Below are 23164 nucleotides of genomic sequence, written 5' to 3'. Positions count from 1 at the left end.
CCTTCTCATCGTTTCAAGATTTCGTACGGATACAGAGTTATTTCTACTCGGCTCAGCAGAATAATTATTTACCTACTTTTAACGCGTTGCGATCCAAATCTATCATACAGCCGCCGTCCCGAGCGCATCAATGATAGATCTCCCGCCCGTGCCCGCCCCGGAACTGAGTCCGATACGTCCGCGGCAGCAGAGGTTCGGACCGGGGCAGGCGACGAAGTTCCGGATGAACCACCCTCGCCCCTATCCGGCGGGCGTCGCCGCGCCGGTCGCACCGACACCGCCGCCCGGGAGCCCCTGATGGACGCACTCCTGGTTGACGACAGCGCCACCATGCGCCAGCGGCTGCGCCGGCTGCTGGAGGCCAAGCCCGATGTGAGCGTGACCGACTACGCCGATCCGGCCACCGCGCTCATCGAGGCGCAGATCCGGGCCTTCGACCTCATCCTGGTCGATTGCCACCTGCGCGCCATGGACGGGATCGCCTTCATCCGGTGCATGCGGACCATCCCGCACTATGCCCAGGTGCCGATCGTGATGCTGGCCGACGACATCTCGGACGCGGTGCGGCTCTCCGCCCTGGAGGCCGGGGCGACCGACTTTCTCGACACCTCCATGCAGGGCGTCGAGCTGACCGTACGGCTGCGCAACGTGATCCGCCTCGCCAAGGCCGTGCGGCGGCTGGCCGAGCAGGCGGCCTGGCTCGACGGCGAGGTCGAGGCTGCCCTGCGCCACATGCGCGAGCGCGAGGAGGAGATCATCTTCCGCCTCGCCCTCGCGGTCGAGTACCGCGACAACGACACGGGCGACCATACCTGGCGGGTCGCCCGTTACAGCCAGATCATCGCCGAGGGGCTCGGGCTCGGCGCCGATTTCTGCCGCAACCTCTACCTCGCGGCACCGCTGCACGATGTCGGCAAGGTCGGCGTCCCGGACGGCATCCTGCTGAAGCCCGGGCGGCTGGATCTGGACGAGTTCGCCGTGGTCCAGACCCATACCACCATCGGCCAGCGCATCCTGGGCGGGAGCGAATCCGAGCTGATCCGTCTCGCGGCCGAGATCGCCGAAGCCCATCACGAGCGCTGGGACGGCAGCGGCTACCCGAACGGGCTCGCCGGGACCGCGATCCCGCTCGCCGCCCGGATCGTCGCGGTGGCGGACGTGTTCGACGCCCTGACCACGCAGCGCCCCTACAAGGCGGCGATGCCCTTCGCGGCGGCCCTGGACAGCCTGCGCGCCGAGAGCGGGCGCCATTTCGACCCGGATTGCGTCGCGGCCTTCTGTGCCCGCTGGGCCGATATCCGCATCGCCGGCGGGCAGGAGCGGGCCGCGATCCGGCCGGTCACCGAGCCCTGGGCGCGGGTCCCGACCCTGCTGCGCGAGATCGCCGCCGCGCCGCCGGCGCCGTCCGGCTGGCTCGTGGGCAACCCGCAGGACCTCATCGCCCCGGACGACGCGCCCGTGAACCCGCCGCCGGCTCTGCCGTTGACCCGGGATCCGCACAAACTACGGAGGGAGCCTCGCCATGAATGCGCGCTGGATGACGTTGCCGGAGATCGCCCAGGCCCGCCACATCTCCCTGGACGCGGCCCGGCGCCTGGTCGACGCGACGGACTGCCCCAAGGTGTTCCGCACCGACGGAACGGTCTACCTCATCTGATCACCGTGCGGCCGGACGATCCATCGCTCGGGCGGTCGTGAGACGGCGCATTCCGGTTTTCGGGCTCATGCCCTAACCTCCCGGGATGCGCGTCTTCCACAGCCCCGACTCACCCCGGCACGACCCCGAACGCTACTGGCGGCGCGGTACGCCGATCCCGCATCCCGAGCAGGCCACGCGCTACGCGATCCTGCGCGATGCGGCCGTACAGGGCGGCCACGCCCTCGCGGAGCCCGGCGATCACGGCCTGGACCCGGTCCGGGCGGTGCACGACCCCGCCTACGTGGCGTTCCTGGCCGGGGCCTGGGATCGAAGGGGGGAGATGCCGGGCCTCGGCGACGAGATCCTCAGCGGCGTCTTCGCCCGGCCGCACATGCACCGGAGGCCCACCGGCCTCCTCGGTCTCGCCGGCCTCTACATGGCCGACACCTCGACGCCGATCCGCGCCGGAACATGGCCTGCCATCTACGGTGCGGCGCAATGCGCCGTCGCGGCCGCCGACGCCGCGCTGGCGGAGGGCCACGCCTACGCCCTCTGCCGGCCGCCCGGCCACCACGCCTACGCGGATTCGGCCGGCGGCTTCTGCTTCCTCAACAACAGCGCGATCGCTGCCGCCCGGATGCTGGCCGCCACCGGCGGCCCGGTGGCGATCCTCGACATCGACGTCCACCACGGCAATGGCACGCAGGGGATTTTCTACGCCCGCGCGGATGTCCTGACCGTCTCGGTCCATGCCGATCCGTCGGATTACTTCCCGTTCTACGCGGGCTATGCCGACGAGACCGGCGTGGGGGAGGGGGTTGGCTGCAACCGCAACCTGGCGCTGCCGCCGGGCGCGAGCGACGCCCCCTGGCTCGAAGTCGTGGAGGCGGGGCTGGCGGCGATCGCCGCGCATCACCCGCGGGGGCTGGTGGTGGCTTTGGGCCTCGACGCTTCGGCGGACGATCCGATCGGCGCCCTCACGGTGACCCGGGCGGGCTTCGCCGGGGCGGCGGAGCGGATCGCCCGGGCCGGGCTGCCCACCGCCCTCGTCCAGGAGGGCGGCTATCTCTGCGCCGCCCTGCCGGAGAACCTGACGGCGTTCCTAGCCGCCTTCGACGCGGCCCGGTGAGGCCTACTCCTCGTCGTCCTCATCCTGGTGCCGGCCCTTGAGCTTGGCGAAGACCGAATCCGCGTCGAGCCGCTCCTCGCGGCCGCCATGCTCGTCCTCCTGCCCACCCTCGTGCCCATCCTGAGCCGTGGAGATCTCGGCCGGGAGCAGCGAGGCGCCGGATTCGGCCGCCACCGCGGCCGGGCGGTCGGCCGCGGCGCGCTGAACCTCGAAATCGAGGTTGATCTGGGTGGTCAGACCCAGGGTCACCGGGTCCATCGGCTGGAGCGAGCCCGAATTCCAGTGGGTGCGCTCGCGGATCTGCTGGATCGTCGACTTGGTGGTGCCCACCAGACGGATGATCTGCGAATCCTTCAGCTCCGGGTGGTTGCGCAGCAGCCACAGGATGGCGTTCGGCCGGTCCTGGCGACGGGAGAGGGGGGTGTAGCGCGGGCCCTTGGTGGTGCGCTTCACCTCCGGCAGCTTCACCTTGGAGACGGCGGGCTTCAGCTTGTAGTGCGGCGCCTTCTGGGCCTTCTCGATCTCGTCCCGGGTGAGCTGGCCGGTGGAGACCGGATCGAGCCCCTTGATGCCGGCCGCGACCTCGCCGTCGGCGATGCCCTTCACCTCCAGCGGGTGCAGCTTGCAGAAATCGGCGATCTGCTCGAAGGCGAGCGAGGTGTTCTCGACCAGCCAGACGGCGGTCGCCTTGGGCATCAGCGGACCCTGGGACATGCTTTTCGTGCTCCGGCCTGGCGGGACGGGGGCCGGGCATCGGGCCGCGGGCTCCGGATGGTCGATCCGGATGTCCCGTCTCACGCTGTTGAATGGGGGATGTCTGTATATAGGCCGGTGCCGAGGGGGGCGCAATCGCGGGTTCGCGGTGCCGGAGGCGGATTCTTCAAGTCCCGGGGATACGGCTAAGCTTGTGCCGTGAGCCCGACCGACTCACCCGCGAAGGCCGCACGCGGCCGGTTGCGGCCGGGAGTGTGGAGAGATGGTCTTCTCTCTGGCATGGTCCGAAAAAGCGAATGGCGAGTGGAGGTTCACGCTCCGCCTCGCCATTCCTCTCTGGAAGCGGCAACACCTGAGAAGGTGAATGCCAGGGACCGGCGGTAGCCGCCGCCGGTCCCACTCCCGAACATATCGCAGCTTCAGCCACCCAACAATCTTCCGGCCGCCCCTCAGCGCGGGCGCACGCCATCCAGGAACAGCCGCACCGCCGCCTGCCGGCGCCGTTCCTGCGCCTCCGGGTCGGTGGCGATGCCGTAGAGGCTCGCCTGCGACGACCGGCCGAGCACGAGGCTGAGGAACAGATCGGCCGCGATCTCGGGGTCGGAGACCGTGATCCGGCCACGCCGGGCCAGCGCGTCGAGCAGTTGCGCCACGGCGCGCACGCCCCGCAGCCATCCCTCCTCGTGGGCGAGGCGGGCGAGTTCCGGGAATTGCAGCGCCTGGGCTACGAGGTTGCGCTTGAGCATCGCGGCCCCCGGCGATTGCCCATGGGCCAGCAGGGTGCGGCTCAGGTCGTGCAGGGTCGCCTCGACGTCGTCGGTCCCGGCCTGCGCGGCCTGCGCCTCCGCGGCGGCCGAGAGCGGGGCCAGCCATGCCGCGATCCGCTCGCGCAGGACCGCCTCGAACAGCGCCCGCTTGTCCCGGTAGCGGGCGTAGACGGTCGGCTTGCTCATCCCGGCGGCCTCGGCCACCGCGTCGATGGAAGTCGCATCGAAGCCACGTTCCAGGAACAGGCTCGTCGCGACGGCGATCAGGTGCGCCTCGCGCCGGACCGCCTCGGCGCGGGTCGGCCGACCGCCGCGCCGCGGCCCCGCCTCCACCGCATCGATCTCCGTGCCCGCCACGCGCGATCCTCCTTGCTCAAAACCGCCATTCGGATTATCAAAACGATACCGTACCGTTTTGATTTTGGCCAGACACCATGGACGCACGTCGCAGCGACAGCTTCAAGAGCGCCGAGCCCGTCGTAGGTGGAACGGCAGGCGCCGCACCGCCGGCCCCCGGGGCGAAGCCGCGCCGCGGCCGGGCGCGCATCGTCCTGCCGCTCGTCGGGCTCCTCGCGCTCGGCGGGGCCGGGACCTATGGCTGGCACTGGTGGACGATCGGGCGCTTCCTTGAGGTCACCGACGACGCCTATCTCCAGTCCGACAAGGTGACGGTGGCGCCACGCATCGCCGGCATCGTCGCGGAGGTGAGGGTCGGCGACAACCAGCCGGTGAAGGCCGGCGCCGTGATCGCCCGCCTCGACGACCGGTCCTACCGGGTCCAGCTCAAGCAGGCCGAGGCCGAGGTCGACAAGGACAAGGCGCAGATCCTCGGCGTCGCCGCCGCGATCGTCCAGCAGCAGGCGCAGGTCGCCTCGGCGCGGGCCGACCTCGCCAATGCCGAGGCCGCGCTCACGTTCTCGCAGCAGGAATACACCCGCTACCAGAACCTGCTGCAGACCGGCTCGGGCACGGTGCAGCGCCAGCAGCAGGCGGATGCCGACCTGCGCCAGCGCCATGCCGCCCGCGACAAGTCCGCCGCCTCACTGGACGCGGCCCAGAAGCAGATCGACAGCCTGAAGGCCCTCGAAGCCAGCACCCGGGCAAGCCTGGAGGGGGCGCAGGCCAAGGTCGAGGGCGCGAAGCTCGATCTCAGCTACACCACCATCCTGGCGCCGATCGACGGCGTGGCGGGCGACCGGGCGCTGCGGGTCGGCCAGGTGGTCGCGCCCGGCACCGGGCTCCTGACCCTCGTGCCGATGGGCCGCGACATCTACCTGGTGGCGAACTTCAAGGAGACCCAGACCGGCCACATGATCGAGGGCCAGCACGTCACCTTCACGGTGGACGCCTTCGGTGACCACGCATTCCAGGGCCGGATCGAGAGCTTCTCGCCGGGTACGGGCTCGCAATTCGCGCTGCTGCCGCCGGAGAACGCCACCGGCAACTTCACCAAGGTGGTGCAGCGCGTGCCCGTGCGCGTCGCCCTCGATCCGGCGGACCCGCTGGTCGCCCGCCTGCGCCCCGGCCTGTCGGTGGAGGCGACCGTCCACACCCAGGATCCGGTGGAGCCGGTGCGCCCCGCCCGGCCGAAGCCCGCCCCGGCCCTCGTCAGCGAGGCCCTGCCCCGATGAGCCCCGTGCCGGCCGTGCCCAAGGCCGCCGTGCCTTTGCCCGCAAAGGCGAGCGCCCGGGACTGGCTCGCCGTGTTCGGCGCGATCCTCGGCGCCTTCACGGCGATCCTCGACATCCAGATCACCAACGCCTCGCTCGCCGACATCCAGGGGGCGCTCGGCGCCTCCACCGAGGAGGGGAGCTGGATCTCGACCGCCTATCTGATGGCCGAGATCATCGTGATCCCGCTCACCGGCTGGCTCGCCTCGGTGATCGGCCTGCGCCGCTACCTCGCGGTGAACACGATGCTGTTCACCGCCTTCTCGCTGGCCTGCGCGCTCTCGACGTCGCTCACCCAGATGATCCTGTTCCGCGCCGGCCAGGGCTTTACCGGCGGCGTGCTGATCCCCACCGCGATCGTCATCGTGCGCACGCGGCTGCCGAAGAGTCAGCAGCCGGTCGGCATCGCGCTGTTCGGGCTCACCGCGACCTTCGCGCCGGCAATCGGGCCCACGGTCGGCGGCTGGCTCACCGACAACCTGTCCTGGCACTACATCTTCTACCTGAACCTGATCTTCGGTCCGATCGCGGCCGCGATCCAGCTCGGCGCCTTCGAGAAGGCCCCCGCGCGCTGGGGCGAACTGTTGAAGGGTGACTGGATCGGGATCGGCCTGATGGCGACCGGCCTGCCGGCCCTGACCTTCGTGCTGGAGGAGGGGCAGCGCAAGGACTGGTTCGGCTCCCCCGTGATCGTCGAGGCGAGCTGGCTGGCGGCCGCCGGCATCGCCGGGTTCATCGTGCGGGAACTGACCGCTGCCAAGCCCTTCATCAACCTGCGGGTGCTGGCCAACCGCTCGGTCGGCGGCGCCTGCGTGCTGATGACCGTGCTCGGCGCGGTCTCGTACGGGTCGATCTACATCATCCCGGTCTATTGCGCGCAGATCCAGGGCTACAACGCCGAGCAGATCGGCACCGTGGTGATGTGGTCGGGCCTGCCGCAACTGCTGCTGTTCCCGATGATGCCGTTCATCATGCGCGCCGTGGACGCGCGGCTGCTCGTGGTCACCGGCACGCTGTTCTTCATCGCGAGTTGCTGGATCAATGTCGGCCTGACCCACGATGTCGGCACCGACCAGCTGATCCTGCCGCAGATCATGCGGGCGATCGGCCAGCCGCTGTTCACCATCCCGCTCTCGCAGCTCTCCACCGTGGGCCTGAACCCGCGCGACACCGCCGACGCCTCGGCGCTGTCGAACATGATGCGCAACCTCGGCGGCTCGATCGGCATCGCGCTCCTGTCGACCATGATCGACCGGCGGGAGCATTTCCACTTCTCGGTGCTGGCCGAGGCGATCACCGTCAACGCGACACGCACCCAGGAGCGGCTCGCCGCGCTGGCGGCCGGGATGCACGCCCATATCGCCGACCCCATCGCCGCCAAGGGCGTGGCACTCGGGATGCTGGCCGCCCAGGTCCGCCGGGAGGCCACCGTGATGGCCTACGCGGACGGATTCTGGCTGGTGGGCGCGAGCCTCGTGGCGAGCCTCGCCGTGGTGGCGATCCTCAAGAAGCCCCAGCGCGGGGCCGGACCCGTCGAGGCGCACTGAGCGTTCGCTCGCGTCGGCCGAGCCCGAAGGCGACGGGGGCGCGGCAGCCCCGGCGGCATGGCGTTCCGCCGAAGGCCCAGCCACCGCCGTCCCCCCGCGAAGCGGTTGAGATCCTCCAACGGTGATCGCCCGGTTTCCCGCGGCACCGGATCTGATCGGCGAGGAACGCGTCGGACCGCATCGACGTGAACGCCGCCAGATCATGGGCGACCGCGCCAAGCACTCTGTTGCTGCCGCCAAATGATCGCCCGTGCCCGATCACCCCATTCACCGTGCTCCTAAGACGAGCCAAGGTTCAGCGCTGACTCATGCGCGCGCAATCTGCATGAATGACCCCGAACGCTGGGGCGCATTCTTTCGGGATCCGCCTTGATTAGGCGCGCAAATTCCCTAAATCACACATCAGATACTTCCATCATGAAGTTCGATAAATCATATTTCAGAGATATACTCAAACCCTATGCAGGATACGTCGAGCAATCCGCACAGAGGCTGCGAACACTCCTCGACACGGACGAACCCACGCCTTCGGTCAGCCGAAAAATCCTGGTCGATGGTCCGGTAGCCGGGACATACAGCCTCGCCCTGGTCAATCGCCATTTTGCACTGGCGCTGATGCGACTGGGCTTTGATGTCTATCTCACGCAACGCGAGGGCCCCGATCCCAAGACGGATGTTTATTTTCAGTCCCATCCGGAACTTTCGGAAAAATACATCGACCGCGATGAGGTGCTTTCGCTTTCTTTCGACGTCCATACGAAAAACGATTGGCCCATTCAGGAGAGTCCGCGCCTCGCCCCTATCCTGACGGCGCATTGCTACGCCTGGGAGGAAAGCGTATTTCCGGTATCGGTTACTTCGGAATTGGCGAAATTTGACGCCATCTTCTGCACTTCTCAATATGCAATCGATGCGTTGCGCTGCAGCGGCTACATAGGCCCAACATACTACATGGGAAACGGGGTCGAACACATCGAACCCGAACGCACCGGCGCGGACAGAAAGAAGCCCCGCGCTAGCCGTGGGGTCCACTTCGTCCATGTCTCCTCGGGCATGCCGAGAAAGGGCATGCGCGAGGGCCTCGCTGCCTTTTTCGAAGAATTCCGCGACGATAAGGATGTCCATCTCACAATCAAGACACATTACAGTTTCGACAATGAGCTTTATGAACTCGTCCGAAATCTGGGACCGGAAGAACGCAGCAAGATTACCTTCGACGACAGTTACATGTCCCCTGGGGCGATCCGGGATCTGATTGCGTCCGCGGATTGCTGCTTCCTTCCGAGCCACGGGGAGGGCTTCTGCCTGCCCGCCGCTGAAGCGATGCGCCTGAGAACCTTGGTGTGTACGACCGATTCAGGCGGGAACAGGGAGTTCTGCACACCGGATACCTGCATCCTGATACCGACCCGTTTTGCGCCTTCGAAGACGGCGATCGGGCAGGGCAGATCCGCTTGGCTGCAGGCGAGCCGCAGCGACCTCCGGGCCGGTCTCCGGAGGGCGTACACAGTGTGCAAGAGCTCAGATCAGAGCCTGCAGCGCAGGGCCTATCACCGCATTCGAAAATTCACTTGGACGCGGGCGACGCAAAATTTCATCGCGGGCATCGATACCCTCCTGATGGAACGTCCGCCTGTAACGGACCAGACCTCCAAGAAGCGCATCTGCCTCATCAGCACGTTCAATCAACGCTGCGGTATCGCCGCTTATTCTGAAGATCTCTACGCGACCATGAAGAAGGCGGACGTGGCGTCAACCCTTATTATTTCGGAAAACATCGCTCAGGAACTCATAACCAAGCCTGATGACAGCAATGTGTTACGATTGTGGGAACGAACGGGCGAAGGCATCGACCGGTTGGTGAACTACACGTCCAACAACGAAATGGGCTCGCACTTTATTATCCAGCACCACCCGGCGATTTTCAGCTGGCGGGAACTGACGAGATTGTGCGAAGGGCTCAAATCCGGCTCAGGTATCGTGGTGGTCGAGCTTCATTCGACCGACGGCGACGCCCACCAATTGTCCGAGTTCATCGAAAAAACGTCCCGCTATGCTCGGATTATTGTGCATAGCGGCATCGATTAGGCAAAAATTTCCACCGGGCTGTCGGATGTAAAAAACATTTATTTCCTGCCCCTCTCAACGTCGATCCAGCCAAGCCATCCCATCAAGCCGAAGCACGATTTCTCCCTCTTCACGTTCGGGTTTTGTTGCGAACACAAACGATTCGAACACGCCTTTGCAATTACGCGCGAACTTAAAATGAGAAATCGCGACGTCAAGCTCAAACTGTTTTCCGCAATTGACGGACTGTCGCAAAACAGGATCGAATATAGCAACTTTCTCTACATGCTGCGGGACCAACTGGGACTCCGCGAGGAAATTGATCTGCAATTCGGCTTCAAGCCGATGTCTGAAATTCTCTCCGCGGTGCGCGAGTCGAATGTGGCCTTGTTTTGCTACGCCGATCTGACGGAAGGCGGCAGCAGTGCCGTCCGCATTCCACTGAGCTGTGGTGTACCGACGATCACATCATTTTCCTCGATATTTTCAGATCTAGCCAACATTTGCCATCAGATCGATACACAGGACGCGGCGCGCGCAGCCGACCTTATCGAAGAGTTGGTCCTCGATCCTGACAAAATGGAAACGGCGATCCTGAAGCAGACCAGCTATCTGGATTTTTCCACGTGGAGCAAACACTTCTCGAGGCTGGATCGCATGACTGACGCCTCTTCAGATAGAACCAAATCAGGCCCTCACTCTTATCTTGAAAAAGTCCTCAGTCATCATTGAACAGGATTAGGCGATGGCCACCGATGATCTGAAGTCAATCTCCCTGTCATCTTTTGATGGCGGGATCGATTACATTTCCTGGACCAGACAGCACGTCTTCCCGAAGATCGGCGCAGATTGGATCGCTCGCAGAGTGCAAGAATACAAATTGCACACACCCCGCAAGTTGTTCGAGCATTTATCACGTATCTGGCCGGGGACGATCTTCCTGGGGAAGCCGGCGCGCATCATCAATCGGCGTCATACGAGCCGCGACTATCTCAAGACGATTCCCGAGGAGATGTTCATCAACGCATTGTACGTAACCTTGTTAGGGAGAATGCCGGACAAAACCGGGCGGACTCATTACGAGAATGAGCTTCGCCGGGGAGAGGCCCGCGATGTTCTGATCGATAGCATTTTGCAATCCAAAGAATTCAAACTGCTCGGCAAGCAGCATCTCGTGTCGCCCCACGAAGCGGATCTAATAAATTTTCAACGCTTTATTCAAGACGATTCCATGATCTACAGGACGAGGACCGAGACAGGCGGCTTCTTCGATCGTCCGAACACGGTCATCAACGGCTTGTCGGGTTCGGCCTGGAGCTCACTCCTGCATGTGACCGGCGACGATACGAGACCGTTCCTGTTTCCAGGCCTGATCCTCAACGGAAATTATGATTCCCATAACAATTTCAAGGGCGACAAAGATTGGATCGTTTACGGCCCCAAGATCAGCATGCCCGCTGGGGTCTATGATGTGCTGATCGATGTCGAGGCACCGCAGGATTTTTGCTACAGCTTCGATGTTTGCATCAATGACGGCTCGGAAATTTTATTCTCAACCTTCCTGACCGGGAATGTACGAGCGAGTTTCCGTATCGTTGTTCCAGAAAATGCCAACGGTTTTGAGACTCGGTTTCTGAATGTCCATCACCACGAGGCCGTGTTGAAGTTCAAGAATATCGGGCTGCGGCTCAGTCGATGAGCTCACCGGCCCGCGCTGACCGTGGCGGGCCCGATGGTCGGTCTGGCGCAATGCCGAAACTGTCAGCAGCGTGATCGACTGACGGCACTGGTTGTCGTGGGGCCCGCCTGGACTGCCGATCCCCTGGCCCCCAAGGGTGCTGCGCTCGGGAGGCCGGGCAGCCGGATGCGCCGGAAGGCTGCTGGCCGGGAGCGCCCTTCGCCACAATGAACACCGGTCCGGCGCGCGGGCGCGCCAATACAAAGGCCGAGTGCCGTGCCCGGCCGCAACGCCCGTTGAGACGGCCTGACCGATACGGACGCGCTCTGGCCGGTCGGGACCCCGCTGCGGGCACACCGGGATGGATAGTCTCCCGTGAGGCTGCGGCGCGCCACGGCCCCGGGACCCGCTGACGAAGCGGCCGGTCACCCCGATGCGTGCGCAGGCCGTGCCCGAGCGCGGTGCCATCGTGCCCGGCCTGGAATCTTTGCGACGCGTTCTGCGCCGAACCGGTATCCGTGGCGGCGAGCGCGCTAATCGATGATCTCGTCGGCCCGGGCCAGGAGGGCCGGCGTGACGGTGAGGCCGAGCGCGTCCGCGGTCTTCGCGTTCAGCACGAAGGACAGGCGGTTCGGCCCCTGGATCGGAAGGTCCCCGGGCTTGGCACCCCGCAGGATGCGGTCGACGTAGTCGCCGGCCAGCTGGAACCAGACGGTCTCGTCGGTCCCATAGGAGGCCAGACCGCCGGCCATCACGAAGTATCGGAACGGGTACAGGGCCGGGATCCGCCCGCGCGCCGCCAGGGCTGTGATCAGGACACGGTTCTCCAGGGTGAAGGCCCCCGGGGAGACGAGAAGCCCGACCCGGTCCAGGGCAGCCAGGCGCGCGAAGGTCGGCTCCAGATCGGCGGGCGCGTGCAGGGGCATGATCAGGGTCTCCAGCCCGAGGGACGGACCGACCTGCGCGATCGAATCCGCCAGGGCTGTGGAGATCGGGCTGCTCGCTTTGTGCTGCAGGAAGGCGATGCGCTTCAGATCCGGGACGATCTCCCGGAGCAGCCCCACCCACTTCCCGCCCATGGACGGCTCCATCACGGTGAAGCCGGTCATGGTATCCCCGGGCCTCTGCATCGTGGCGACGATGCCCTGGCCGACGGGGTCGCTCACCTGCGTGAAGACCACCGGCGTCCGCTGCGTCCGGCGATGCAGGGCGAGCGCCACCGCGGTCGAGCGGCTGATGATGACATCCGGTTCCGGCGTCAGGATCTCGGGCAGTCGGCGGCCGATCGCGTCCGGATCGCTGCCGACGGAGGCGAAGGTCAGCGTCAGGTTCTTCCCCTCCACCCAGCCGTACTTGAGCAGCGCGCTCCGCAGCACGCGCGCGTTCTCGGCGAAGTTCGGGTCGTCCTTCGAGACGGGCAGGAGGACCGTCACGTGGCGGACCCGATCGGATGCAGCATAGGGGGCTGCCTGACCCGATGTCAGGATGAGACCGGCCGCAAGACCGAGGATGTTCCGCCGCCGCATGGCCCGCCCCTGCTTGTCGGCTGTTTGCCGCCAAGTGCAGATGATCTGAGACGGGTCTGCTTCGATTGCAACATGCGGCCGCGGACAGCCGGGATCGACCTTCGGAGTTCTGTCGAATCCCGGCGGGGCTTCGACCCCAGCAGCCTCACCGGCCCGGCAGGGTGTGGACGATCGGGAAGAACGTATCCTTCCAGTCCTTGGGCTCGGCCTTGATGGTCTTCATCGCGTAGAAGTGCCGGGCCTGAAGCATGATGCCGTAGGGCGTGGTCGAGAAGTTGGTCCCGGGCTCCTTCATGATCGCCACCAGGGTCTCGGGCGGGGTCTTGTCGTTGGTGGCCGCCACGTAGTCCTTGGCGGCCTGGAGCGGGTCCTTGGCGATCTCGCCATTGGCCTCGTCGATGGCGGCCACGATCGCGGCGGCGAGCTTGGGGTTGCGGGTGTACCAGCCGGTCCGGGCGTAGAAGATCGCGTTGCTCACCGGCTCGCCGACCAGCTCGTAGGAGTTGAGCACCACGTGGATCGCCGGGTCCTGCAGCTCGCGCTGCTGGAACGGCGGCAGCGAGAAGTGGCTGTTGACCTCGTTGTGGGGGCTCGCCAGCGCCGCCACCGCGTCCGGGTGGCCGAGCTGCACGGTGAGCGGGTCGAGCTTGGTCGCGTTCTCGGGTCCGAACGCCTTCTTGGCGGCGATCTGGAGCAGCACCGCCTGGGACGAGACCTTCACGGAGGGCAGGGCGATCTTGTCCTTGCCGGAAAAATCCTTGAGCGTCTTCACGTCCGGGTTGCGGGTCAGCAGCATCATCGGCGTGGTGCCGACCCCGCACAGGCCCTTCACGTCGCCCCGGGTGCGGTCGTTGAGCAGCAGCATGTTGGTCGAGCCGCTGTCGACGATGTCGATGTTGCCCGACAGCAGGGCGTCGTTGCCGGCCGCACCGCTCGTCAGGTTGACCCATTCCACCGTCACGTCCCCGAGGCCCGCGGCCTTGGCGTGCTTCTCGATCAGCTTGTGCTGCTCGGCGAGCACGGCGGGGAGGTAGACGAAGCCCGGCTGCCGGCTGATCCGGACTTTGGCGTCGTCGGCCCGGGCAGGGACGACGAGGGTGGGGACGACGAGGGCCAGCCCGGCCAGCAGGAGGACGGCCGGCGGCGCCCGAAAGACACGGCCCAGCCGCGACGAACCCGTCCGCACGATACGCACCATGACGCTTCTCTCCCGATTACCCGGCAGATTCTGTGTGTCTGTGCCGAGCTTTGTGTTGGGTGCGAGTGGACAGGTTCGCGCCAGCAAGCGCAAGGCCCCGGACGCGCCCTGAGGATCCGCTCACGCTGAAGCGTCATCCTCGATGACTTGAACGACGATCGCGCAGGCACGGGGATGAGGATCGGTATCGGGGCGGGGCGCCACACCCTCCCGGCCGCCGCGCTGGACGGCGTCTCGCGGTCTCGGGCTTGTCGGCCTGAAGACGCAGGTCGAGCAGGACCGCATGGCCAAGACCCGCAACCCCGTGGACACGGCCTACAGGGTCGCGGCCGCCAGGGCGGAGCAGAACGCGGCGATCCAGAAGATCGGCCGCGGGGTATCGAGCGCCGCCACCGGGGCGCAGGGCGTCATCGAGAATGCCGGCATGTGGCGGGGGCGCCGCGAGACCGCGGCGGCGTCCGACGCGGTGCGCGGGCTCGCCCGGGATCCGGGGGCGCCCGACCGGACGGTCCGGGGGTTTCTCGCGGCGGTGACGGCGGCCTGAGCGCGGCCGCCGCGCGCGGCGGTCTCATCCCGGCGGCCCAGACGTCGGCGCGTTCGATCGTCGGCAAACGCGACGCGCGTCGCCACCCCTGGGGCGGAGCACCCGGCCGGCGTCAGCCCCCCGGGCCTCAGCCCTCCGAAAAGCCCCGCACCGCCGCCCGCACCAGGGCATCGACCATCGGCCGGACATCGCCGGGCCCGACCGGCCCGAGGCTGCCGAGATCGGCCAAGTAGGTCATGCCGTGGACGCTCGACCAGAGCGCCCGCGCCATCACGGGGATCTCCGCCTCGGCGAGTCGACCACCGTCCCGCAGCACGCCCTCCAGGATCCCGAACAGGGCCGCGATATCGGCCTGCACCGGGTCGGGTGCCGGCCCGGTGCGGCGCTCGAACATCGCCGCCCAGGCCGCATGATGGCCGGCCGCGAAGGCCAGATACGCGTCGGCGAGGCACAGGAGCCGCGCCTCCGTCTCCCGGGACGGGCAGGCCGACAGCGCCGCCGTCAGCACGTCCCGCAGGCGGCGCATGGTGAGGGCGTTGGCTTCGAGCCGGAGGAGCTCCAGGCTGTCGAACTGCGTGTAGACCGAGCCAACCGCGGTGCCGGCCCGCTCCGCGACGCTGCGGGCCGTGAGCGCCCCGGCGCCCCCCTCGTTCAGGATCGCCACGGCGGCCGCGATCAGCCCCCGCCGATCCGCCTCCCGATCGACCGGCGCCTTGCGCGGCCGGCCGCGCATTCTTTTTTGAACATCGTTCATTTAATCGCTTGCGGAATGCGGAAGCCCGTGCTTAGTTCTTTTTCGAACGACGTTCAATAAATTCTGGATCTGGTCCGGGCGCCGTTCCTGCGAGGTGAACCGTGATGAGGACCCTCTCCTGCCTGATGCGCGGCGTGGTCGCCGACAACGCCCAGGCGATCCACGACGCCCATGCCGTGACCATCCTGCGCCAGCAGATCCGGGAGGCCGCCGGAGCCCTGGCGACGGCCCGGCGGGAACTCGCCGGGGCCATGGCCTATCAAGCCGCCGAGATGCGGGCCCTCGACGCGATCGGCGCCCGCATCGACACCCTGTCGGACGGGGCGCGGCGGGCGCTCGGCGACGGCCGCGCGGATCTCGGAACCGGGGCGGCGATCCACATCGCCGCCCTGGAGGACGAGCGGGCCGACCGCCGGGCCGCCGCCGACCGCTTCGGCGCCGAGATCGAACGGCTGAAGCGCTCGGTCGCGCGGGGCGGCGAGCGGCTGCGGGACCTCGACAGCGGTCTCCGGGCGGCGCGGACCACCGAGGCCCTGCGCCGGGCCGGGCTCGAGGGCCGCCGGGTCACGACCCTGTCGGCGGGCGCCCTCGGGGAGGCCGAGCGGACGCTGGCGCGCCTGCGCGAGCGGCAGGCGGCCGAGGCGGATGTCGCCGCCGCGCTCACCGACCTGGAGGCGGAGGCCGCGGGCGGGATCGAGGCCGATCTCGCGGCGGCCGGCTACGGCCGTCCCCGCACGGATCCGCGGGCGGTGCTCGACCGCCTCAGGGCTGAAGCCTGACCAACCCCGATCGCCGACCGAACCGCCCTGGAGATCCAAGCCATGACACCGCAGATGCCCCACACCGCCGCCTGGAAGACCTTCACGCTGGTGAGCTTCGCCGCCGCCGCCGCGATGCTGACGATCGGGATCTTCTTCCTGCCCGCCGATATCTGGATCAAGGGCTACCTCGCCATGGCGGCGCTGTTCCTCACCGGCACGACCTTCACGCTCGCCAAGACCCTGCGCGACGAGCACGAGGCGAACCGGCTGATCAACAAGATCGAGGACGCCGCCGCCGAGCGCGTACTGCGCGAGGCGGTGCCGGGCCGGCTCTGACGCGCGTTCAGGACCGGTCCTTCAGGAACCCGGCCACGCGTTGGGAGAATTCCGGCGTGCGCAGGTAGCCGTAGGATTTGTGCCGGTTCTCGCTGCCGTCCGGCCGCCGGTAGGCGTTGACCACCGGCACGTCCCGGACCTGCACGCCGGCGGCGTTGGGCGCGAAGATCTCCGCGAAATCGTCGCCCACCGTGGCGATGTCCTGGCGGTCCATCAGGTTCGTCCAGGCGGAGAGCGCCGCCGGCACGCGCAGGGCGCCGTGCTCGTCGGCGAGCTTCAGCTTCAGCTCGGCGAGGCCTAAGGGCGAGCCGAGGGTGACCAGGGTGCAGCGGGGCAGGGGGGTCCCGTCCGCCTCGGCGGCGCGCAGCACGTCGTAGGCGATCAGGCCGCCCATCGAGTGCGCGGCGATCAGCACGTCATCATCGCCGGCCGCCTCGGCGAGCACCGCGCGCAGGCGCTCCCGGGCGGCGGCCCGGAATCCCGCATCCGCGTAGTAGCCCCAGAGGTCGTCGAGGCGGTATTCCAGGATCAGGTCGTCCAGCGGGGTCAGCCCGGCGGCCTCCTCCAGGTAGGACAGGCCGCGATAGATCCGGTCGGTCAGCGTCGGCGCGGCCTTCTCGGGTTGCCCCGCCGGAGAGGGGAACGGGCCGAGGCCGTAATCCGGGGCGTAGGGCTCGCGGTTGCGATCACCGGAGAGCGGCTGCGGGTAGCGCAGATCCGCCCAGTAGACGAAGGTGAAGGGCAGGCCGCCCTCCGGCACCCGCAGCCCGCAATTGCGGTCGAGTCCCTCGCGGATCGCGGCCTGCCACCAGGCCGACTTCTCGTCGCGCGGCGGCTTGTTGGCGAGCCCGTGGATGCCGATGATGTGTGCCCGACCCAGTGTTCGCTCCCAGACCAACACTCCTGTCGGCTGAGCCAGATAGGGCCGTCGCGCGCGGGGTGTACTGCGGCCCAGTCTCCTGGGCTTCCAAAGGGCTGAAGCCCTTCGGTGGGTCGTCAGGGCAAAGCCTTGACCGTCCCGGGCGCAGCCCGACACCGGACAACCTCCGGCACCCGGGCTCCGCCCGGGACCCGCGAAAGGGCTCGCCCTTTCGAAACCCCGCCTGTTTGTCCGCCCCCGGCGCTCAGTCGAACAGGCTGGAGACGCTCGATTCCGTCGCGGTCCGGCCGATCGCCTCGCCAAGCAGCGGCGCGATGGTCGCCACCCGGATGTTGCGGGCGAGCTTGACGGCTTGCGTCGGCTGGATCGAATCGGTGATCACCAATTCCTTCATCCGCGAGGCGGCGATGCGCGAGACCGCGCCGCCCGACAGCACCCCGTGGGTGATGTAGGCCGAGACGTCCTTGGCGCCGGCATTGAGCAGCGCCTCGGCGGCGTTGACCAGGGTGCCGCCCGAATCGACGATGTCGTCCACGAGGATGCAGGAGCGGCCCTCGACCTCGCCGATGATGTTCATCACCTCGGACTCGCCCGGGCGCTCCCGGCGCTTGTCGACGATGGCCAGCGGGCAGTCGATCCGCTTGGCGATGGCCCGCGCCCGGACCACGCCGCCGACATCCGGCGAGACCACCATGCGGTCCCCGCTCGGCAGCCGCTCCTTGATGTCGCGCACCATCACGGGCGCGGCGAACAGGTTGTCGGTCGGGATGTCGAAGAAGCCCTGGATCTGCCCGGCATGGAGGTCGAGGGTCAGCACCCGGTCGGCGCCCGCCCGGGTGATCAGGTTCGCCACCAGCTTGGCCGAGATCGGCGTGCGGCCCGAGGTGCGCCGGTCCTGCCTTGCATAGCCGAAATACGGGATCACCGCCGTGATGCGCCGGGCCGAGGACCGGCGCGCGGCGTCGATCATGATCAGCAGTTCCATCAGGTGGTCGTTCGCCGGGAACGAGGTCGACTGGACGATGAACACGTCCTCGCCGCGCACGTTCTCCTGGAGCTCGACGAAGATCTCCATGTCGGCGAAGCGCCGGACCATGCATTTGGCGAGCGGCAGCTCGAGATAGGCCGCGATCGCCTCGGCCAGGGGCCGGCTGGCATTCCCGGCGATGATCTTGATCGAGGACTTCATGCGAAGGACTTCATGGGCGGCCGCTCATGCGCGGCCGGGCTGCCCGCCGCGCTCCGATGACCGGTCCGCGACGGACCGGCGCAATCCGATGACGGGCGAGGCTCTTAGCAGCGGGTCGGAAGTGTCACAATGCCTTCACGCTTTCCGCATGGGTGCCGCGCACAGGCCGGTCGTGTCGCCGGTCCCGATCGGCCATGGCGCCAGGCCTCTGTTTTGACGCGCTCTCCGACGCCGGACGCGCGTTCAGGCGACCGGCGGCTCCAGCAGCCGGTGCAGGTGAACCACGAAGTAGCGGGTCTGGGCGCTGTCCACGGTGGCCTGCGCCTTGGCCCGCCACGCGGCCTGCGCGGAGGCGTAGTCCGGGAAGATGCCGACGATGTCGAGATTCGCGATGTCCCGGAACCGGATGCCGTCGAGATCCTGCAATTCGCCGCCGAAGACCAAGTGCAGCTTCTGGTCGCTGTCGATCGCCGTCGCCATGGCACGCTTCCCCTCGCCCTCGATACGCCCATGGGCGCCCGTGAATGGGGCGCTCGCAAATGGCGCGCCCGTGGTCAAGCCTGAACGCCGCATCCGAGCCCTGCCGCCGCCGCAGATCCGGAATCGCCGGATCCCGGCGCGGATCGCCGCGACGCGCGAACCACCCGCCCGGCGTGGTACGGGCGGAGCATGACACGCGCATTTCTCCTCTCCGTCGTGGCGCTCGGCCTCGCGACGGCGCCCGCCCTGAGCCAGCAGGGGGGCCGGCCGCCGGGGCGGGGCGCCCCCGACAAGGCCGCCGCGGACCGGCGGGGCGGGCCGCCGGTGATCGGCTGCCCGTCGCTGGCCAATTACCGGATGCTGATGCGGGGCGGCGCGCAGGCCGCGGCGGCGCAACTGGCCGATCCGAAGGCGGATCATCTCGGCTGCAGCGTCCTGCCGCGGGCGGACATCACGGGCATCGCCGACCGGGTCTCGCTCGGCGGACAGAGCTACGATTGCGCCAGCCTCCGGAACACGACGGCCTGCCACTGGGTCGAGGCCGGAGCGGTCGACCGCCCCGGGCCGGCCGGGCGCTGACGGTCTTACCGCAAATGGCCGCTGGCGCGCAGGTCGCGCTCCACCGCCTCGTGGACGGCCTGGAGCGGATTGTCGTTCGTGGCGGCCGGCGGCGCGACGACCGGCATCGGTGCGAGCCTCGGGTCGAGGCCCGGCAGGAGGGGCGAAGCCGCCTGTACCCGGTCGGCGGGCCGCCGCGTCACCAGGGTGCGCAACGCCTCGCGAAAGCCCGGGGGGAAGAGCGCGACGAGCGTGTCCAGCATGACCGCCTCAGGGTTCGCGGCCGGCGGCCGGCAGGATCGGGACGATGGGGGCGGACTGGTTCGTCACGGGAATACCGGCACGGGGTCGATCCATCGCGGCGACGGCAGGAGATCCGCCGTTCCGGCGGACCAGGATTGCCGATTTTACTGCGCATGTCGCCTCTCAACCAATAAAGACTTGGTTATCGGCCCGGGCAATCAGGGGCTTGGCGGCATCGGACGCCGACCACAGCGGGATTTCGAGGGATGCGTTCCGGCGCGTCGTGTACGGCGCCATTGCATGCGACGCCACGTTGGAACAAACTAGCAACGAGCTGCCGTCTGCAGCAGGCGCCTTCGCGGTCAGCGACATGTCTTCTCCGAGTTCCGGCCGCACGCTGTTCTTCTTCGAGAAGCCCTCGGCGATGCGCCAGCTGCAGCGCTTCTTCCGCTCGCCGAACACGGTCTGCGTGGCCGCCGAGGGACACCTGCTGTCGGCCGAGGAGCCGGGCACCATCCGGCCCGAGTGGAAGCCCTGGCGCTTCGACGCCCTGCCGATCAAGCTCGCCACGATCCCGGTCGGCTACGGGACGAACCGGTCCGGCCAGTCGCACGCGCCGAAGATCGCCGCCATCCGGCAGGCGCTGAGCGGCGTCGAGCGCGTGATCATCGCCACCGATCCCGGACGCGAAGGGTCGATGATCGCCTGGGAGGTGCTGGAGCATCTCGGCTGGCGCGGCCGGGTCGACCGGCTCAAGCTGGGCGCGCTCGACGAGGTCTCGATCCGCCGCGCCTTCGCGGCCCTGGCCCAGGAGCCGGGTTCGGGCGAGCGCGACTACGCCGCCTACCTCGAAGCTTTGTGCAGGCAGTACGAGGATTACCACCTCGGCCTGAACGGCACGCGGGCCATCTCGCTGCGCCTGCGCCCGCCCGCCTTCCGGGAACCCTGGCGCTTCGGTGGCGTGCAGACGCCGACCCTCGCCATCCTGGCCGATCTGGAAGACCGCATCCGCGCCTTCGTGCCGCAGGACTTCTTCAAGGTGGCCCTGCATCTCGAGACCCAGTCCGGTGCCGCGCTGACCCTGTGGCATGCGCCGAGGGAGCGGATCTTCGACGCGGCGGTCGCCGAGACGATCCGAACGGCCGCCGCAGCGTGGTCGGGCCCGCTGGCGGTCGAGCACAAGGACGTGCGCCGTTCACCCCCGCGGCTGTTCTCGAAGGACACCCTGGCGCGGCGCTGCGCCAAACGATTCGGCTGGGATCCGCAGCATACGGCCGGTCTCGCCCAGGAGCTGTACGATCAGGGCTATCTCAGCTACCCGCGCACCGAGTCCGAGCACCTGCCGGACGGGCAGGCGGGTGATGCCGCGGCGATCATCACCGCCATCGCGACCGTGCTCACCGACCTGCGCACCGTCATTCCGGCGGGCGTGCCACCGCAGATCCGCCGGGGCGTGAAGGGGCATTACGTCAAGGATCCGGGCGAGCACCACGCAATCGTGCCCCTGCGCAAGGTGCCCGAGCGCGGCCGCCTCTCGGCGGACCAGTTCCGCCTGTGGGACCTCGTCGCGAAGGCCTTTCTCGCCGCCCACCTGCCCGACGGCATCGATGCGCGCACGAGCGTCACGGCCGAGGTCGGGACGCCGCTGGGCGCGAAGCCGTTTTCCGTCACCGGCAGCGTCATCCGTGCTCCCGGGTGGCGCGCCGTCTACGGCGGCGAGGCTGAGCTGGAAGCCGATACCGTGCCCGGCAAGGCCCGGCGCGAGGGGGAGGCCACGGCCGCGCGTCTGCCCCCCGTGAACGACCGGGAAGGCGCATCGGCGGCCGGGGCGGAGGTCGCGACCGCGACGACCGAGCCGCCGCGGCGGATCACCCGGGGCGAGCTGCCGGTGGTGATGGGCCGGCTGATCGACCAAGTCGACGATCCGACGGTCAAGCGTGCCCTGGAGAACCCGGTCAACCCGAACGAGCCCAAGGGTCTCGGCACGGCCGCCACCCGCGACACGATCCTGCCCAAGCTCCTGAAGAGCCGGTACATCACCCTGGCCACCGGCAAGGATCCGGCCATCGCGGTCACCGAGGTCGGCCTGGCCTTCATGACGGCGGTGCGACGCGTGTTCCCGACCTATGGCGACCCGGTCGGGCGCGCCCTGTTCGAGGCGGAGCTGGCCGAGATCGGTCGCGCAGCCACGCGGGCCGAGGCCGTCGATCGTGCGAACGCCTTCCGTGAGCGCACGCGCGCGCGCCTCGACGAGCTGATCGCCGCGATCGCGAACTCGCCGGTCATCAGCCTCGACCCGAGCCTGATCCCGCCCGGTCCGGCGGACGATCGGCCGCCGACGCCGGCCATGGTGTCGTTCGCGGTGAGCTTGGCCGAGCGACGGGGCATGAAGCTGCCACGGGGTTGCAAGAGCAGCATCCGGGTCTGCCGGGCCTTTCTGGACGCCCATGCCGGGCCGCGTGCGCCCCAGGAGGACGGCTTGGGCCGCGCCCGCGACCGGACGATTCCGAGCGCGGCGATGGTCAGATACGCCCACAGCCTGGCCGAGCAGCGCGGCATCCCCTGTCCGCCGGAGGCTGAGACCGATTTCGACGCGTGCCGGGGCTTCCTCGACGCGCACGCCCCCCAGACGCAGCGCGGATCGGAGACGGGGAGTACCGGCACAGCCAAGGCCAGAGGGCCGGCCGGGCGCGGGAAGCGGCGGGGCAGGGCGGCACCGGCGTCGCGACCGGCCGCACCACGACGTCGCGCCTGAGGCGATCGGAAGGCCGGTGTCCCAGCACCGTGAGGAGCCGTGAGCGCCGCCTGCGGCGCGGGCGTCGATTCAGCCGGGCGCGCCCGGCGCGTAGCGGCGGACCATGGCGGCGCAGAACGCCGCGTATTCCGACCGGACCAGCGGCGCGCTGGTGTGGTGGGGCGAGATCCCCCGGTGCTCCGGGGTGAAGCAGAAGGTGACGGTCACGTCGAAATCCTGCAGCGCCGCCATCTGCCGGTCGAACCCGTCGAGCGCCCCCGGGCGGAAGCTGTCGGCCCAGGACAGGCCGGTGCGCAGGTGGCGCACGCCCGGACGCTTCATCCAGGCCACCGCCGCGTCGAGCCGGCGATCCTCGAAAGGGAACCACTGGCAGGCCGATCTCGGGTGTGTGGCGGGCAAAACTCTCCAGGGCGATCTTGGGCGTGCCGTCCTGGCGCAGCAGGCCCCTGTGGAAGTGCCGGTCGTAGGAGGAGCCCTCGGCCTCCTTGTGGCGGATGAAGACCGGATCGATCGGCGAGAGGCCGCCGAGCACGCGGATCAGGTGCGGGTTGACGTCCCGGATCGCGTGACCCGCCGCCTTGGCCATCTCGGCAAAGAGCAGCCAGTCGGGGTCGATCTCGGGATCCCCGTGCGACTCGTCGTTGGGCTCGTTCCAGAGCATCACCGAGTCGATCCTCGCGTTCCCCCGCGCTCTTCCAAGCGCGAGGCCGCGCGCGCATCCCCTCACCG

Annotated in this window: 21 protein-coding genes and 2 pseudogenes; 12 read left to right on the top strand and 11 right to left on the bottom strand. The window is 68.2% G+C overall.

The window, feature by feature from the left end:
- Positions 1 to 297: 297 nt before the first annotated feature.
- Positions 298 to 1386, top strand: a pseudogene (locus MKK88_RS23070) (HD domain-containing phosphohydrolase); the annotation flags it as partial.
- Between the two features lie 356 nt (positions 1387 to 1742).
- Positions 1743 to 2768: a histone deacetylase family protein gene (locus MKK88_RS23065; protein ID WP_244003877.1), complete on the top strand. Its 1026-nt coding sequence runs from the start codon at positions 1743 to 1745 to the stop codon at positions 2766 to 2768.
- Between the two features lie 3 nt (positions 2769 to 2771).
- Here the strand turns inward: MKK88_RS23065 and MKK88_RS23060 are convergent, their stop codons facing one another.
- Together MKK88_RS23060 and MKK88_RS23055 are read right to left on the bottom strand one after the other, a co-directional pair.
- Positions 2772 to 3482 (bottom strand): DUF1013 domain-containing protein, encoded by a 711-nt coding sequence (locus MKK88_RS23060; RefSeq protein WP_244003875.1) that lies wholly within the window; start codon positions 3480 to 3482, stop codon positions 2772 to 2774.
- A gap of 449 nt (positions 3483 to 3931) precedes the next feature.
- On the bottom strand, positions 3932 to 4606 hold the full coding sequence (locus MKK88_RS23055; protein WP_244003873.1) for a TetR/AcrR family transcriptional regulator: 675 nt from the start codon (positions 4604 to 4606) through the stop codon (positions 3932 to 3934).
- 77 nt (positions 4607 to 4683) lie between these two features.
- Here MKK88_RS23055 and MKK88_RS23050 point away from each other — a divergent pair, with 77 nt between their 5' ends.
- The 5 genes from MKK88_RS23050 (at position 4684) to MKK88_RS23030 (ending at position 11232) form a co-directional block, all read left to right on the top strand.
- Positions 4684 to 5880, top strand: a complete 1197-nt coding sequence (locus MKK88_RS23050; RefSeq protein WP_244003871.1) for an HlyD family secretion protein — start codon at positions 4684 to 4686, stop codon at positions 5878 to 5880.
- Positions 5877 to 7466, top strand: coding sequence for a DHA2 family efflux MFS transporter permease subunit (locus tag MKK88_RS23045; protein ID WP_244003869.1), 1590 nt, complete (start codon positions 5877 to 5879; stop codon positions 7464 to 7466). The genes MKK88_RS23050 and MKK88_RS23045 overlap by 4 nt, the downstream gene beginning before the upstream one ends.
- A gap of 417 nt (positions 7467 to 7883) precedes the next feature.
- Positions 7884 to 9554 carry a glycosyltransferase family 4 protein gene (locus MKK88_RS23040; protein WP_244003867.1) on the top strand — a complete coding sequence of 557 codons (1671 nt, stop codon included), beginning with the start codon at positions 7884 to 7886 and terminating at the stop codon, positions 9552 to 9554.
- A gap of 177 nt (positions 9555 to 9731) precedes the next feature.
- Positions 9732 to 10265, top strand: a complete 534-nt coding sequence (locus tag MKK88_RS23035) for a glycosyltransferase (RefSeq protein WP_244003864.1) — start codon at positions 9732 to 9734, stop codon at positions 10263 to 10265.
- 13 nt (positions 10266 to 10278) lie between these two features.
- Complete coding sequence (locus tag MKK88_RS23030) at positions 10279 to 11232, top strand: DUF4214 domain-containing protein (RefSeq protein WP_244003862.1); 954 nt, start codon at positions 10279 to 10281, stop codon at positions 11230 to 11232.
- Between the two features lie 512 nt (positions 11233 to 11744).
- Here MKK88_RS23030 and MKK88_RS23025 read toward each other — a convergent pair.
- Positions 11745 to 12737, bottom strand: a complete 993-nt coding sequence (locus MKK88_RS23025) for an ABC transporter substrate-binding protein (RefSeq protein WP_244003860.1) — start codon at positions 12735 to 12737, stop codon at positions 11745 to 11747.
- 145 nt (positions 12738 to 12882) lie between these two features.
- A complete protein-coding gene (locus MKK88_RS23020; RefSeq protein ID WP_244003858.1) occupies positions 12883 to 13935 on the bottom strand; it encodes an ABC transporter substrate-binding protein in 1053 nt (350 codons plus the stop codon).
- 283 nt (positions 13936 to 14218) lie between these two features.
- Between MKK88_RS23020 and MKK88_RS23015 the strand changes: the two genes are divergently transcribed.
- Complete coding sequence (locus tag MKK88_RS23015) at positions 14219 to 14479, top strand: hypothetical protein (RefSeq protein WP_244003857.1); 261 nt, start codon at positions 14219 to 14221, stop codon at positions 14477 to 14479.
- 127 nt (positions 14480 to 14606) lie between these two features.
- Here MKK88_RS23015 and MKK88_RS23010 read toward each other — a convergent pair whose 3' ends face one another.
- The gene (locus MKK88_RS23010) at positions 14607 to 15212 is read right to left on the bottom strand and encodes a TetR/AcrR family transcriptional regulator (RefSeq protein ID WP_244003855.1); all 606 of its coding nucleotides are present in this window, start codon (positions 15210 to 15212) and stop codon (positions 14607 to 14609) included.
- Positions 15213 to 15337: 125 nt separating this feature from the next.
- On the opposite strand from MKK88_RS23010, the gene MKK88_RS23005 reads away from it, so the two are divergent.
- Positions 15338 to 16012 carry a PspA/IM30 family protein gene (locus tag MKK88_RS23005; RefSeq protein ID WP_244003853.1) on the top strand — a complete coding sequence of 225 codons (675 nt, stop codon included), beginning with the start codon at positions 15338 to 15340 and terminating at the stop codon, positions 16010 to 16012.
- A gap of 42 nt (positions 16013 to 16054) precedes the next feature.
- Positions 16055 to 16330, top strand: a complete 276-nt coding sequence (locus tag MKK88_RS23000) for a YiaA/YiaB family inner membrane protein (RefSeq protein ID WP_244003851.1) — start codon at positions 16055 to 16057, stop codon at positions 16328 to 16330.
- A 7-nt stretch (positions 16331 to 16337) separates the two neighbouring features.
- Here the strand turns inward: MKK88_RS23000 and MKK88_RS22995 are convergent, their stop codons facing one another.
- The 3 genes from MKK88_RS22995 to MKK88_RS22985 all read right to left on the bottom strand — a co-directional run bounded on the left by MKK88_RS22995 (position 16338) and on the right by MKK88_RS22985 (position 18879).
- On the bottom strand, positions 16338 to 17228 hold the full coding sequence (locus MKK88_RS22995; protein ID WP_279602476.1) for an alpha/beta fold hydrolase: 891 nt from the start codon (positions 17226 to 17228) through the stop codon (positions 16338 to 16340).
- A gap of 226 nt (positions 17229 to 17454) precedes the next feature.
- Entirely contained in the window at positions 17455 to 18399 is a 945-nt protein-coding gene (locus tag MKK88_RS22990) for a ribose-phosphate pyrophosphokinase (RefSeq protein ID WP_244003847.1), read from the bottom strand.
- A 243-nt stretch (positions 18400 to 18642) separates the two neighbouring features.
- Positions 18643 to 18879 carry a DUF4170 domain-containing protein gene (locus tag MKK88_RS22985; RefSeq protein WP_243970963.1) on the bottom strand — a complete coding sequence of 79 codons (237 nt, stop codon included), beginning with the start codon at positions 18877 to 18879 and terminating at the stop codon, positions 18643 to 18645.
- Between the two features lie 189 nt (positions 18880 to 19068).
- Between MKK88_RS22985 and MKK88_RS22980 the strand changes: the two genes are divergently transcribed.
- The gene (locus MKK88_RS22980; protein WP_244003846.1) at positions 19069 to 19458 is read left to right on the top strand and encodes a hypothetical protein; all 390 of its coding nucleotides are present in this window, start codon (positions 19069 to 19071) and stop codon (positions 19456 to 19458) included.
- Positions 19459 to 19463: 5 nt separating this feature from the next.
- Here the strand turns inward: MKK88_RS22980 and MKK88_RS22975 are convergent, their stop codons facing one another.
- Entirely contained in the window at positions 19464 to 19700 is a 237-nt protein-coding gene (locus MKK88_RS22975) for a hypothetical protein (protein ID WP_244003844.1), read from the bottom strand.
- 163 nt (positions 19701 to 19863) lie between these two features.
- The gene (locus tag MKK88_RS22970; RefSeq protein WP_244003842.1) at positions 19864 to 20052 is read right to left on the bottom strand and encodes a hypothetical protein; all 189 of its coding nucleotides are present in this window, start codon (positions 20050 to 20052) and stop codon (positions 19864 to 19866) included.
- Between MKK88_RS22970 and MKK88_RS22965 the strand changes: the two genes are divergently transcribed.
- Positions 20051 to 22435, top strand: a complete 2385-nt coding sequence (locus tag MKK88_RS22965) for a type IA DNA topoisomerase (protein WP_244003840.1) — start codon at positions 20051 to 20053, stop codon at positions 22433 to 22435. The two genes, MKK88_RS22970 and MKK88_RS22965, sit on opposite strands and share 2 nt — an antisense overlap.
- 69 nt (positions 22436 to 22504) lie before the next feature.
- Here MKK88_RS22965 and MKK88_RS22960 read toward each other — a convergent pair.
- A pseudogene (locus MKK88_RS22960) lies at positions 22505 to 23096 on the bottom strand (hypothetical protein).
- Positions 23097 to 23164 lie beyond the last annotated feature (68 nt).

The sequence above is a fragment of the Methylobacterium sp. E-005 genome (assembly GCF_022829725.1).
GTDB lineage: Bacteria > Pseudomonadota > Alphaproteobacteria > Rhizobiales > Beijerinckiaceae > Methylobacterium.
Note: the sequence above shows the minus strand (reverse complement) of the source record. Positions and strands in the feature narration are given on the sequence as shown.

Bases quoted from the DNA above. Each gene is read 5' to 3' on its own strand.
- MKK88_RS22975 (WP_244003844.1), bottom strand. From the start codon at position 19,700: ATGCTGGACACGCTCGTCGCGCTCTTCCCCCCGGGCTTTCGCGAGGCG.
- MKK88_RS23025 (WP_244003860.1), bottom strand. From the start codon at position 12,737: ATGCGGCGGCGGAACATCCTCGGTCTTGCGGCCGGTCTCATCCTGACA.
- MKK88_RS23010 (WP_244003855.1), bottom strand. From the start codon at position 15,212: ATGCGCGGCCGGCCGCGCAAGGCGCCGGTCGATCGGGAGGCGGATCGG.
- MKK88_RS23040 (WP_244003867.1), top strand. From the start codon at position 7,884: ATGAAGTTCGATAAATCATATTTCAGAGATATACTCAAACCCTATGCA.
- MKK88_RS22990 (WP_244003847.1), bottom strand. From the start codon at position 18,399: ATGAAGTCCTCGATCAAGATCATCGCCGGGAATGCCAGCCGGCCCCTG.
- MKK88_RS23065 (WP_244003877.1), top strand. From the start codon at position 1,743: ATGCGCGTCTTCCACAGCCCCGACTCACCCCGGCACGACCCCGAACGC.
- MKK88_RS23000 (WP_244003851.1), top strand. From the start codon at position 16,055: ATGACACCGCAGATGCCCCACACCGCCGCCTGGAAGACCTTCACGCTG.
- MKK88_RS23045 (WP_244003869.1), top strand. From the start codon at position 5,877: ATGAGCCCCGTGCCGGCCGTGCCCAAGGCCGCCGTGCCTTTGCCCGCA.
- MKK88_RS23020 (WP_244003858.1), bottom strand. From the start codon at position 13,935: ATGGTGCGTATCGTGCGGACGGGTTCGTCGCGGCTGGGCCGTGTCTTT.
- MKK88_RS23005 (WP_244003853.1), top strand. From the start codon at position 15,338: ATGAGGACCCTCTCCTGCCTGATGCGCGGCGTGGTCGCCGACAACGCC.
- MKK88_RS23030 (WP_244003862.1), top strand. From the start codon at position 10,279: ATGGCCACCGATGATCTGAAGTCAATCTCCCTGTCATCTTTTGATGGC.
- MKK88_RS23015 (WP_244003857.1), top strand. From the start codon at position 14,219: ATGGCCAAGACCCGCAACCCCGTGGACACGGCCTACAGGGTCGCGGCC.
- MKK88_RS22980 (WP_244003846.1), top strand. From the start codon at position 19,069: ATGACACGCGCATTTCTCCTCTCCGTCGTGGCGCTCGGCCTCGCGACG.
- MKK88_RS22985 (WP_243970963.1), bottom strand. From the start codon at position 18,879: ATGGCGACGGCGATCGACAGCGACCAGAAGCTGCACTTGGTCTTCGGC.
- MKK88_RS23050 (WP_244003871.1), top strand. From the start codon at position 4,684: ATGGACGCACGTCGCAGCGACAGCTTCAAGAGCGCCGAGCCCGTCGTA.
- MKK88_RS23060 (WP_244003875.1), bottom strand. From the start codon at position 3,482: ATGTCCCAGGGTCCGCTGATGCCCAAGGCGACCGCCGTCTGGCTGGTC.
- MKK88_RS22970 (WP_244003842.1), bottom strand. From the start codon at position 20,052: ATGTCGCTGACCGCGAAGGCGCCTGCTGCAGACGGCAGCTCGTTGCTA.
- MKK88_RS23035 (WP_244003864.1), top strand. From the start codon at position 9,732: ATGAGAAATCGCGACGTCAAGCTCAAACTGTTTTCCGCAATTGACGGA.
- MKK88_RS22965 (WP_244003840.1), top strand. From the start codon at position 20,051: ATGTCTTCTCCGAGTTCCGGCCGCACGCTGTTCTTCTTCGAGAAGCCC.